This window comes from uncultured Tissierella sp. (assembly GCF_902479755.1).
Classification (GTDB): domain Bacteria; phylum Bacillota; class Clostridia; order Tissierellales; family Tissierellaceae; genus Tissierella; species Tissierella carlieri.
Window position 1 is genome coordinate 70,126 of the sequence record NZ_CABSQO010000019.1, and the last position, 13,683, is coordinate 83,808.

Consider the following 13,683-nt stretch of genomic DNA (forward strand, 5'->3'; position numbering starts at 1 on the left):
ATTGTCATTTCAAATACAAAACCCCACCTAAAAGATGGGGTTTATGCAAACATTACTTAACAACTATATTATATATCTTTCCTGCAACAAATATCTCTTTAACTATTTGTTTTCCTTCTAGGAACCTACTAATGTTATCATCAGCTTTTGCTTTTTCTCTAGCTACATCTTGAGAATCATCAATACTGATTTCTATTGTACCTCTTACTTTACCATTAACTTGGACTGGAAGTGCAATTACTTTATCCTTTGTTTTTTCTTCATCATATACTGGCCATGTTGTATCATGTAGATAACCTTCTAGTTCTAAAATCTCCCACAATTCTTCAGTAATATGAGGAGCTACTGGATTTAGTAGTATTATAAATGTTTTTAAATCCTCTTTTGTTATACTACCATGATCGTTAAATTCATTTAACAAACTCATTAAAGCTGCTACTCCAGTATTGAATTTTAGTGTTTCAAAGTCTTCAGATACTTTCTTAATGGTCTTATGAATACTTGATTCTAGTTCCTTAGTATATCCTTCACCATCAGCTAAAATATCTTGGAGTTTCCATACTCTTTCAAGGAATCTTCTACATCCTTTAACCCCATTTTCTGACCAAGGTACACTCTTTTCAAAGTCTCCAATAAACATTTCGTAGGTTCTTAGTGTATCTGCACCATAATCTCTTACTATATCATCAGGATTTACTACATTTCCACGGGACTTTGACATTTTCTCATTGTTATCTCCTAATATCATACCATGAGAGGTTCTCTTTGCATAAGGTTCTGGTCCAGGCACTACTCCAATATCATATAGAAATTTATGCCAGAATCTTGAATATAACAGATGAAGTGTAGTATGCTCCATTCCACCATTATACCAATCTACTGGTAGCCAATATTCTAATGCTTCTTGAGAAGCAAATTCTTCTTCATTTAGGGGATCAATATATCTTAGGAAATACCAAGAGGAACCTGCCCATTGCGGCATTGTATCAGTTTCTCTATGAGCTTTTCCTCCACATTTTGGACATGTAGTTTCTACCCAATCTTTAATATTAGCCAATGGTGACTCACCAGTATCTGTCGGCTCATAGTTCTCTACATCTGGTAGCATAACTGGTAATTGATTTTCTGGCACTGGAACCCAACCACATTCATCACAATATACTAGAGGTATTGGCTCTCCCCAATATCTTTGTCTAGAAAATACCCAGTCCCTAAGTTTAAAGTTTACTTTTCCAGTACCAAGTTCTTTTTCTTCTAACCACTTAATCATATATTTTTTTGCTTCTTTTACTTCCATTCCATTGATAAAATCAGAATTTATAACAATTCCTTCTTCTGTATCTGTATAAGCTTCTTTTTCTATATCTCCACCCTTTATTACTTCTACTATAGGAAGATTAAACTTCTTAGCAAACTCCCAGTCACGAGTGTCATGTCCTGGTACTGCCATAATTGCTCCCGTACCATAGCTCATAAGCACATAGTCAGAAATCCAAATAGGAATCTCATTACCTGTGGCAGGATTTATGGCTCTTAAACCTTTTATTTCCACACCTGTTTTATCTTTCGATAACTCAGTCCTTTCAAAATCTGATTTCTTACTTATTTCATGCTGATATTCTTTAATTTCTTCTAAATTTTCTATTTCGTCTTTATATTTTTCTATTAAAGGGTGCTCTGCAGCTATAACCATATAAGTTGATCCAAATAGTGTATCAGGTCTAGTAGTAAACACTCTTAGCTTATCTTCTTTTCCTGAAATTTGAAAATCTACTTCTGCACCTTCAGATTTGCCAATCCAATTTGTCTGTTGAGTTTTTACTCTTTCAATATAGTCAACAGTATCTAAATCCTTAATTAGTCTATCAGCATATTCTGTTATCTTTAGCATCCACTGATTTTTTACTCTTCTTACTACTTCACCACCACATCTCTCACAATTGCCTTGAATAACCTCTTCATTTGCCAATCCAATTTTACAAGAAGGACACCAGTTAATGGGCATTTCCTGCTTATATGCCAAACCTTTTTCAAATAACTTTAAAAATATCCATTGAGTCCATTTATAATAATGTGAATCAGTAGTATTTATTTCTCTTGACCAATCAAAGGAAAATCCTATTGATTGTAATTGAGCTTTAAATCTTGCAACATTTTGCTCTGTAACTATAGCTGGATGAATTTTATTTTTTATAGCAAAGTTCTCTGTCGGTAATCCAAAGGCATCCCAACCCATTGGAAATAAAACATTATATCCTTCAAGTCTTCTCTTTCTAGAGACAATATCTAATGCAGTATAAGGTCTCGGGTGACCTACATGCAGTCCATTTGCTGATGGATAAGGAAATTCTACTAGTGCATAAAACTTTGGTTTATCGGATTTATTCGATGCCTTAAAAGGCTCTCTTTCTTCCCAAATTTCATGCCATTTTTTTTCAATTTCATTTGGTTTATACTCTCTCATTATCTTTCCTCCTCTTTCATACAATTCACAATGCACAGTTCACAATTCACAATTGTGAAACAAGAAGAACCGTTCCCATTACTCACTACGTTCAATGGGTTAGGTCATAAAAAAACCTTCCGTCTCTTATAGAGACGAAAGGTAAATTCCGCGGTACCACTCTTATTGATAATAAATATCCACTCAAAATATAACGGCATTTAACCGATTAGGATTACTTTATTCACCCTAATAACTCAAGGACGAGTTCAGTCTTCATCAATACTGTCTTTCACCTACCGACAGCTCTCTATAATTGCACCCAGACTTACTACTTCCTATCATAGTGTTTATTAATTTAAAACCTATTATAACCAATAAATCATTTAAAATCAAGATATTTTTATAATTTATAGTTTTACCTATTATATTTTATTTAATCCTATTTAATAATTCTACTATTTTCTTTTACTTAGACATATAATCCCTCAATGTCAAAATAAATAAATATATTAAATTAATAATCCTTTAGTCCTACAAGCGTAGTCTGAGGAAAATTAGGGTCTTATTGTATTATCAAGTTATTTTTATGTTTTCAAATATATTTTAGAGAGAATTAAATTGTTAATATATAATTCTGTCATTAACTTGACACGAAGATTTTTTCTTAAATACAGGAGGATTGTTGGTTACATAAATTTGACATTTAATCCTTATCAGCAAATTTTCAATCAACAATTCCCATATTTATAAAACTTAAAAGCTTATTCTTATATTTCCTATAATCTATTTATAACAAATTCTCTGATTCAAGCCTTAGTTTATAAAAGAATTGTAACCATTCGGGCTGATTATCAACTTCTGATATTATATTTATTAGGGTACGCTTCCCTATTCTTCTGTCCATAATTGCAAACATTCGTACCATAGGATTAGGAGAATTAATACTTTCTTTTATATCTAAATTTTTATATTCTCTAATAGCATCCGTAATATGATAAATTTCAAAAAAACCATCATTATTCATCATTTCATTTACCATATCTTCAACCTCTTCATTTTCTTCATTATACAAAGTTTCTTTTCCTGTCCATTTTCTAGATGGGACTCCCATCTCCTCTTTTAATACCCTCTCCTTATAAACATAACCCTTTACATAATAATTAAAGGGATTTCCTCTTAAAACCTCCTTCCCATCAACTCTTATGGTAATTCTTCCATAATCATCATGTGCTCTACGATAATGAGTTATAAAATATTGTACTCTTCCCTTTAATGATTCACATATATAATCATTCTCTAATTCTCGTCTTAATCCACTCCATGAATTACCCATTCAATAGCCCTCCTATATCAATTCTCTTAATATTCTACATCTAATCATCTCTATAATATTGCCTCCCCTAGAACAACTTCAATATCGAATTTTTCTGCTCAAAGTGTAATTATCTTCCAATTATAAAGTACATGATACTTACAGTAAAATAATCTCTTTCGCAATAATATATCCACACATCCCTAAGGATGCTGCTAAATAAAACACCCTATACTCCTTCTCTTTTAAGTAATCCTCTAATTCCTTAACATTACTTACTTCAATAGCCGGAAAGCCATATTTTAAAGCTTCTGAAAGCTTATTAGCTTCCTCTAATAAAAAACATTCTATTGTGACTTGAGAAATTTCTAAAATAATATTATTCAAAAGAACATTTTCAAAGGCATGGGCAAGTAATCCTTGAAATCTAATAATTACTTCTTCGTCATAACCCTTTGTATTTATTTGTAAAATCTGTCTTTCAAAATCAATCATATAAGAAATAATCCTATTATCATGTACTAACCTATATTCTTTAATAACATTATTTTTCACTTTTTCTCCCCCTTCTCCTATGCCATTCATTCCAAAATGCCATATATCCATTTCTTTCAAACTCATCTTCTGGAATGTTTTTCGGTAAAGATATTTTATAATAGTTTTCTACCATATCTACAAAACGCAAAACTTCCTCTTTGTATTGGAGATAATAAACAAATACAGTATTTTCCTTTTCAGTAATAAGCTTGATCATCCCATCCTCATGTAAAATAGTCCAATCAATTCCAGTATCACATCCGATGATTTCCACCTCATCTAAAGTTTCATTAGGAATCATAAAATTGCCACAACAAGGCAGTATCTGTCCTCCTTTTGTTAGTAAATGATCTTCCCATAAAGTCTTCAACATTCTAAGAGCTGCTGCACTAACAGTACATGAAGAAGATAATTCTTCTCCTCCTATAGTAACTGTTATATCTCCATGAAGACATAAATCATTAGGATCATCCTTAGTTTCATCTATCCAATAAAGAGTATTTACTTTTATTTTGAAATTTTGATAATCAAGGGTAAAAACACTATCATGAAATTCCCCCCACACATCAGTAAGATATTCTTCTTTTAAAGCCAAAATATAAATTCCTCTATCATCGTATAGATGAAAAATGCATCCACTATTAATATCTATAATAAAAATAGAAGAACAAAAATCCATTTCTCCGCCTATATCTGATAAAATTATCTCTCTAAATAATTTCTGTATATTTATTTCTTTCACACGATATAAATGTCTTATACAGGTATAGATTTCATTATCCTGATGTATTGGTAAATCATTCTTATATATGGGGTACTGCCATTTTAACTTATATGTATCATATTTAGATATATGAGTTAGAGTACTTTCTAAAAACTCCTTCTCTCTTTCATTCTCTTGTCCAAATAAATTATCATAAATCACGAGAAGATTATCACTGAAATTTATAAATCTATATATTTCTGTTGCTTTTTGAAGACATTCTTCTATACATGTTTCATTTAAACTCCCATCTTCCAGATACTGATACTTTTCACTTAACTCATCAATATGAAGCATATATTTGTGAGTTAGCCTATTTAAAGTCTTGTCTTCTACTCCATATTGTTCTAAAATATTTTTTAAAATATCATTTAGTCTTTCTTGTGTTTTCAATGTCTATTCACCTACCTTTTATTGCTTCTCAATTTTTAACAACAAGGCAAACACCTGTATTTTCTAAAATGAATAAAATATCGTTTCTACTCATCATAGATAAATTTATTTCCTTTTTTATAGGCTCAAAATAATATTCTGTAAAATAATCTATTTCATCATTAACTGTTAATAAATGCTCTAATGGTATATTGCTTAATTTGGGCATTATGGTATAATGCTTTGAATAATCACCCCCAAGATAAATACTCCATATCTCTATCTCAGTATGAGGCTTCATATATTTAAATAGATAATTCTTAAAATTTTCTATACAGGAATCTTCTTCCGTCAACCCAACATCATGACAATACTTTTTAGTAATTAAATTAGATACTTCCACATTATCCTTTGAACAATAGCAATTTATTACTGAAAAACCTTGTAAAAAGCCCATTGTAGTTTCAGAAACAAAAACTTCTTTGAACTGTCTCATATCCACCTCTGGCAGTGGAAAGTCATAAGCTAATAAATGTATTACACTCAAATCATATCACCTCATTTTCCATTTATTACTCATAATTAAAATTTGTTTAACATGATTTTACCTAAAAACATAAAAACCATATTTATGATAAAGCTTCAAACTACTAGATTATCAATGCTTTCTATGCTTGTCATTATTATATCATATTCTCTTCAAGAGAGTTCTAAAGGAAATTATGATTTTTCTTATCTGGGAGATAATTTTCCAAAATAGTTAGTGATAAAATAATAAAAAGAGGATTATATAATACATAATAGATGGACGTAAATCCAGTTTAAAATATATTAAATAAGAGTAAATTTATGAATTAAAGTATATTTATCTATATCTTATATTGATTTCCTAAAGTATTAAAAAACAAGACCCTAGGAATTTAACTCTTTCCTAGGGTCTTGTTTTTTAAAATTCTGCAGATTTTACTGTTCTAGGGAATGGTATAACATCTCTTATATTTGACATACCTGTTATATACATAACAGCTCTTTCAAATCCAAGACCATATCCTGCATGTTTAGTTCCACCAAATTTTCTTAACTCTAGATACCACCAATAATCTGCTGGGTCCATACCATTATCTATTATTTTTTGTTCTAATACTTCAAGTCTTTCTTCTCTCTGAGATCCACCTATTATCTCTCCTACTCCTGGTACTAAAAGATCCATTGCAGCTACTGTTTTTCCATCTTCATTTAACCTCATATAAAATGCTTTTATTTCCTTTGGATAATCTACTACAAATACTGGTTTTTTAAATACTTGCTCTGATATATATCTTTCGTGTTCAGTTTGTAAATCCATACCCCACTCCACTGGATATTGGAATTCTTCTCCTGATTTTTCTAGCAACTCAATAGCCTCAGTATAAGTTATTCTACCGAAATCTGAATTAGCTACATTTTCAAGTCTTTCAATTAAACCTTTATCTACAAAGCTATTGAAGAACTCCATTTCTTCTTTTGCATTTTCCATTACATATTTGATTATATATTTCATCATATCTTCTGCTAATTGCATATTGTCATTTATATCTGCAAAGGCGATCTCTGGCTCTATCATCCAAAACTCTGCCGCATGTCTTGCAGTATTTGAGTTTTCAGCTCTAAATGTAGGTCCAAATGTATAAACATCTTTATATGCAAGTGCAAAAGCCTCTGCCTCTAATTGCCCGGATACTGTTAAACTAGTTTCCTTACCAAAGAAATCCTTAGAAAAATCAATTTTTTTATCTTCAGTCACAGGCATATTCTGGAAATCTAAGGTTGATACTCTAAACATTTCACCAGCACCTTCGGCATCAGATGCTGTAACAATTGGAGTATGAACATATACAAATCCTCTTTCTTGGAAGAATTTGTGTATTGCATATGCAAGTATTGATCTTACTCTAAATACAGCATTAAAAGTATTGGATCTAGGTCTTAAATGTGCAATTGTTCTCATATATTCAAAAGTATGTCTTTTCTTTTGTAATGGATAATCAGCAGCCGAATATCCTTCAATTTCAATGCTACTTGCCTTTAGCTCAAACGGTTGTTTTGCCTCTGGCGTTGGTATTAATTTACCTTTCACCATTATTGATGAACTAAGAGGCAATTTTTCTATTTCCTTAAAATTTTCTAATCCTTCCTCAAAAACTATTTGAATATTTTTAAAAAATGTTCCATCATTTAATTCAATAAATCCAAAAGTTTTTGATGTTCTTGAAGTTCTTATCCATCCTTCAAGTTGAATCTCTTGATTTAAATACTTACCTGTATCATTGTAAATACTCTTAATTGTAGTTTTCATTTTTCTTCTCCTTTCTTTTATCAAAAAATAAAAAAACCTTCATCCAAAAGGACGAAAGTTTAACTTCCGTGGTACCACCCTAATTGCTAATAGCCACTTTAACACACATCTTAATGTGTTTCACATATAACGGTGTGAATCCGTCTAAGTCTACTCTCTTAATGATTTCGATTAGAAACTCAAGGATGTTCTTCAATATAAGTCTCGTACCTATGTCTCACTATCATAGGCTCCCTTTGACTACCTCTTATATCTACTCTTCCTATCAAAGTTTTTTTATAAAGAATAGAAAAGCTCTGCTTTGATATATTTTACTTAATGAACTTACTATGACCTAAATGAGTTTAAAGAAAGTTACCTTTAACTCTTTGGTATATGCTTTTCCTACTTTTATATAATTATAGTTATTTTACTTGGAGTTGTCAATAAATTTAGCTAATCTTTATTTTATTTCTTTATTATATCCATTTTACTAAATTTATACCATAAGAGGATTCTCTATCAAACTGTATTTTTGAAAAATATTATTTATCTCAACTTTTGTTCTTCTTCTATATAATCCAACTCTTCCTTGAATACTTCTCTTGCATTTTCTATTTTTATAGGGTCCTGAGTTTTAAGTGCAGATTCAAATTTTGTAATTATATAATCTAACTGCTTTCTAGCATCTCCTACACTTTCTTCATACATTCGTTCACTTCTGAATAAAAGAAGTTTATTTTTTTCCTGCTCTCTAGGAGGAATCTTCAAGTAACTTATTTCCTCCATTCGTTTCTCTATCATTTCATCAGTCATATCATTATTTTTATTTTTAATAATTTGTTTGACTTTATTTCCTGTAGAATTTACTTTAACTTCTACTTCCAATATAGAATTAATGTCATATGTGTATGTTACATCTATACTTTCTTCACCTGCCAAAGCTAATGGCACTTCCACAAATAACTCTCCCAGAGATATATTATTCTTTGCAAATCTACTCTCTCCCTGGAGTATATTTATTCTTATTTTACTTTGATTATCATATACTGTATATAGAGTTTGAGTTCTGCTTGCAGGAATTACAGTATTTCTATCTATTATTGGACAAAAATAACCTGCTTCTATTCTATTGTTTTCCCTTTCCATAACAACTTCTGTTCCTAAAGTATATGGACAAACATCTGTTAAAATTACTTCTTTTATATATTGATTTCTTTCTTTCAAAGCAGCTTGAATTGCTGCACCTAGAGATACTGCTTCATCGGGGTTAATTGATGTATTTGGAAACCTTCCAAAAAGCTTATTTACAAACTTTCTTATAATAGGAAGCTTTGTGGAACCTCCTACAAGTATTACATCATCGATTTGAGATAATCTCAGATTTGTATCACTTAAGCTTCTTTTTATGGGGTTTCTGATTTTCTCTAAAAGATGCTTACAAGCCTCTTCGTAATCATCAATATTTATTTGAAATTCAATTCTTTCATCATTTATAATGCAGTTCATAGAAGATATTTTGCTATCTGAAAATCCTCTTTTACATTTCTCTGCCTGATCTAATATATATGATAAAGTTTTTAAATCCAGAGACTTTATATCTATTTTATTTTCTTTAATAAATAGTTCAACTAGAATTTGAGTAAAATCCTCTCCGCCTAAATAATTATCCCCTGCAACTGCTCTGACTTCAAGTATATTATTAAAAAGTTCTAAAATAGAGACATCAAATGTACCTCCGCCTAAATCAAATACTAAAATTTTAACATCTGATTTTTTTTGATACAATCCATAAGCTATAGCTGCGGCTGTAGGCTCACTTATAATACGTTCTACTTTAAATCCAGCCATTTCTCCTGCTTTTTTAGTTGCTTTTCTCTGTTCATCATTAAAATATGCAGGAACACTTATTACAGCTTCTTCTATTTTTTCACCAAGAAAATGTTCTGCATCTTCTTTTAAATATTTTAATATAAATGATGATAATTCTTCAGCATTAAATTCATTTTGCCCTAATTTAAACACTTTTTGACTTCCCATATCTCTTTTAAAAACCTGTGCTGTACTGTCATAGTAAATTGCACTTCTTTCTAGTGCAGTTTCACCTACATATATATTAGAGTTTTCATCTATACTAATAACAGATGGTGTTAGACTTTTCCCTAAACGATTTGGAATTATTTTTGCACCATCTTCTGTAAAATATGACACTGAACTGTTTGTTGTTCCTAAATCTATTCCTATTATCATTTGACTCTCCCCTTATTTTTTAGATGCCAATCTTTTAACTGCAATATACGCATAAAGGTATTCCGGCTCATATTCCAATACTATATTGTAATTCTTCAATGCTTCTTCTATATCTCCCTTGGCTTCTGCTAACATACCCATCAAAGCAAATTTTTCATAACATTTTCCATATGGACAGCCTTTGCATTTTTGGTATTTATCCATTTCAGCAATATAATATTCAGCTTTTTCAATATCACCCATATTTATATATACTCTTGTTATATTGTGTATTCTAGCAGGAGTATATCCAGTATCTGTAAAATATTCTTTTTCATCACCTATATCTTTAATACAATACTCAATTGATTTTCTGAAATAATTTTGTTTTTTAAATCCTAAAAATTTATATGTCATTGCCATATGAAAATATATCTCATACAGATTCTCATAATCTGTTTCATCCACTTCTTTTAATGTTTTTTTATAATAATGAAGAGCTTTTATGTATTTATTTTGGTATAAATAGAATTTACCTAAATCAAGGTAAGCCTCTGTATTATTTTTACCTTTACAAATTGCATCTTCATAATAAGATTTTGCCTTGGATAAATCACCTTTAAGTTTATATAAATCTCCCTTTGTACGCTTGATTTCATTTATATCTACATTTTCTACATTCGCCATATGTTCGCTACATATTTTAATTCCTTCATCATATTTACCCATTATTGCATATAACTCTCTTAAACTCTCATAAAAAACATCCTTATTGGGGAACCTTTCCAATCCCTTTTTTAAATATTCCTCGGCTTTATCATATTGTTCCAATACTCTATAAGTCTTTGCTATATTATTAAAAGGCAAAAGTGTTTCTTCATAGTCCAGGCATTCCATAGATTTGAGGTAATACTCCAGAGCCTTATCGTACTCTCCTAAATTGTGATAATTAAATCCCAAATTATTGTATGGAAACGGATTTGCAGGTTCTAGATCAATTGATTTCAAATAGTTGTCTATACCTTCTTCAGTTCTTCCAAGTCTTGAAAGGGTAAGTCCCTTTAAAAGGTAGTTGTATCCAGTTTCTTCTACCTCAATTAACTTTTCCCTATATTTTAAAGCTTCATTGTAATAATTTCTTTCTTCGTCTCCCATTGAGTATTGTGCTTTTTCCTCTAACATACTGGCAATTGCAGAATAGGCCTCTGTACGTTCGGGATTAATATCTAGAAGTTTAGCGTAATATGCTATTGCTTCATCAAAATTATGTCCCCCCTCATGGGCAGCTGCTAAACGGTAAATAATTTTTTCATCATTAGGATATTCCTTATTAAGCTCTGTAAATATATTTATCGCTTCATCATATTCTTCTAGTTCGTGATGTATATATCCTTTGTAAAATACAAATTCAATTTTTTGAGTTAATTTAACAGCTTCATTCATAGCATTAAGTGCATCTTGAAATTCGTACATAGCCACACATACATCTGCTTCTGCATATAAAATATCCAAATAAAAATCTTCTTTATAGTCATTTTTTACATGTCCATCCTTTAAATCCAACACTAATTTATGTGCCTGTTCTTTTACTTCAGCTATGGTTTCAAGGGTTTTTCTTAAAACTCTCACTTTATACAACTTTATTTCTTCATTATTTATACCATTATCTTCAGCCCTTTTTATAATATCTAAACAATCTTCGTATTTTCCAAACAAATAGAATGTTTTTATTGCTAGAAGATATGGTATATAATATGCTGGCTCTATGTTTACAGCATTATAATAATCATCAATTACATCTTGATACCTTTCTATATTGTAATAAGCTTCCTGTCTGCATAAGTATGCCGGATAATAATGCGATGCCCTTTTAATTATTTCATCGCATATATCTATACATTCTTCATTATTTTCATATCTTAAAAATGTCTGTGCTTTATAATTCATATATAATAGTTTGTTGTTTTCTTCTTTTTCATTTTGAATTGCCTTTTCTAAATAATTTAAAATTTCTTTCAAATTTTTTTCACTTTTTTCCTTTAAATTCGAAAGAGTTATTGCAACTGCATAATATGAATATCCAAAGTTTCTCAATCTCTTTGCAGTTTCTTCACTTCCATCATCTTCTATTTTTTCTAAATCAGCTACCCATGCCAGCAAAAGGGGATATGCCTTCTCATAATTGTTATTAGATAAATATGTTCTTCCCATCAAATTGTTATATAATGCTTTTTTATCTTCAGGTATATCTGCACCTTCTAAAATATTTATAGTATCGTCGAATTTATGATTTTGATACAAGCACCATCCCAATTCTATTAATGTTTCAAAGTCATTAGGTTCTTCATCTAGCTGTTCTTTATAGCTTTCTATTAAATATTCATTTGCTTTCATCATTTCATTTAAAGCATTCTGATCGCCATAAAAAACATATTGCATATCAATAAACAATTCTTTTGCTTTAAGATATTCCTTTTCTGCTAAGAAACATTTACCTAGTCCCAATTTCGCACTGTAGTGATTTGGAGTTTTTTCAAGGAGTTTTTCATAGTATTCTTTTGCTCTGGAGATTTCACCTATCTGGAAAAAAACTTCTCCTACATATAAGATAATATAGTCACAATTGGGATATTTGTTTCCCAATTCTATTATAATTTCTTCTGCATGTTTATCCTTTCCTGATTTTAAATGATGTCTAACAACTTCTACCTCTTCATAAGGATGATAAATTGCATTACTTCTCATTATTTCAATTTCTTTTTCTATACCCTCTAACTCATTATAATCCAGCATATCTTTTACTTTAAAATATCGCTTTATATAGTCGTCATATTCTCCCAGTTCAGGACCTTCAAATAAATAAAAGTCCAAAAAATCCTCATAAATAATAGAATTGCATACGAAATCTATAAAATTTTTAGGGAATTTTTCGTAAAGTTTTTCTCTATCCTCTGTAATATCAAATCGTTCATCTATTAATGCCCACACTTTATGGGGCAAATAATAATTATCCATAAAAAAAGCAAGTAACTTTTCTTGAACAGTCTCCACGGTATCTAAACCTATACAAATATCATCACTTAAAAGCTCCCTCCATTTATCAAGGGATATTCTGTCTGGAAAATTAAAGTATGCTTCTTCTACTTTTTTCATCCACTTTCCTATATCATCTAAGTCATCAAATTCTGTAAATGTTTTTTCTTTCTTGAATTCTTGTATATGTATAATTGCATCTTCATATGCTTTTCTAAGTTCTTTAAATCCTTCTGGATCATCTTCTGGATTCACGTTAACAAGTTTTTCTCTGTATGCAGATTTAACTAGCTCTTCATCCTCAGTTTTTTCTACTCCCAATATATTCCAAAATTTTTCCATTTTTTCTCTCCTACCTTTATATAATTCTATATTTCTGCTAGATAAAATTCTTCATACTAATATATATCGGAATTTTTAATAGAAAATAAAGATGTAAAATAGTTTATCTCCTCACTTGTTCCAATTAATTCTTGTTTCTTTTTCATATCCATTTTCTGCAGGTTCATAATATTTCTTACCTAAAAATTTACCTATAAATCCTAAACAGCCAGAAGGACACTGTGTTAACAGTGCCCTTCTCCATTTCCCTCAACCTTAAGTGAGGCTTCACTTTTTTCAACTACAATTTATCTTTATCTAATTATTTTTTAATAGATTCATAATAGTTTTATATA

8 protein-coding genes and 2 other annotated features are annotated in these 13,683 nt (G+C 30.1%); all 8 genes read right to left on the minus strand.

Annotation, left to right across the window (positions count from 1 at the left end; genetic code table 11):
• Positions 1-52: 52 nt before the first annotated feature.
• The 8 genes from leuS to RDK80_RS11420 all read right to left on the minus strand — a co-directional run bounded on the left by leuS (position 53) and on the right by RDK80_RS11420 (position 13,348).
• A complete protein-coding gene (gene leuS / locus RDK80_RS11385) occupies positions 53-2,464 on the minus strand; it encodes a leucine--tRNA ligase (RefSeq protein ID WP_308524341.1) in 2,412 nt (803 codons plus the stop codon).
• 127 nt (positions 2,465-2,591) lie between these two features.
• Positions 2,592-2,797 (minus strand) — a binding site (T-box leader).
• 436 nt (positions 2,798-3,233) lie between these two features.
• Complete coding sequence (locus RDK80_RS11390) at positions 3,234-3,779, minus strand: hypothetical protein (protein ID WP_094900175.1); 546 nt, start codon at positions 3,777-3,779, stop codon at positions 3,234-3,236.
• 138 nt (positions 3,780-3,917) lie between these two features.
• Positions 3,918-4,313 (minus strand): hypothetical protein, encoded by a 396-nt coding sequence (locus tag RDK80_RS11395; protein ID WP_308524342.1) that lies wholly within the window; start codon positions 4,311-4,313, stop codon positions 3,918-3,920.
• Positions 4,303-5,451 carry a DUF3885 domain-containing protein gene (locus RDK80_RS11400; protein ID WP_308524343.1) on the minus strand — a complete coding sequence of 383 codons (1,149 nt, stop codon included), beginning with the start codon at positions 5,449-5,451 and terminating at the stop codon, positions 4,303-4,305. The genes RDK80_RS11395 and RDK80_RS11400 overlap by 11 nt, the downstream gene beginning before the upstream one ends.
• Before the next feature lie 28 nt (positions 5,452-5,479).
• A complete protein-coding gene (locus tag RDK80_RS11405) occupies positions 5,480-5,977 on the minus strand; it encodes a hypothetical protein (RefSeq protein ID WP_094900173.1) in 498 nt (165 codons plus the stop codon).
• 399 nt (positions 5,978-6,376) lie between these two features.
• Entirely contained in the window at positions 6,377-7,765 is a 1,389-nt protein-coding gene (gene asnS / locus RDK80_RS11410) for an asparagine--tRNA ligase (RefSeq protein ID WP_308524344.1), read from the minus strand.
• Between the two features lie 44 nt (positions 7,766-7,809).
• Positions 7,810-8,043 (minus strand) — a binding site (T-box leader).
• Positions 8,044-8,293: 250 nt separating this feature from the next.
• A complete protein-coding gene (locus RDK80_RS11415) occupies positions 8,294-9,994 on the minus strand; it encodes a molecular chaperone HscC (RefSeq protein WP_308524345.1) in 1,701 nt (566 codons plus the stop codon).
• A gap of 12 nt (positions 9,995-10,006) precedes the next feature.
• The gene (locus tag RDK80_RS11420) at positions 10,007-13,348 is read right to left on the minus strand and encodes a tetratricopeptide repeat protein (protein WP_308524346.1); all 3,342 of its coding nucleotides are present in this window, start codon (positions 13,346-13,348) and stop codon (positions 10,007-10,009) included.
• Between the last annotated feature and the right edge of the window lie 335 nt (positions 13,349-13,683).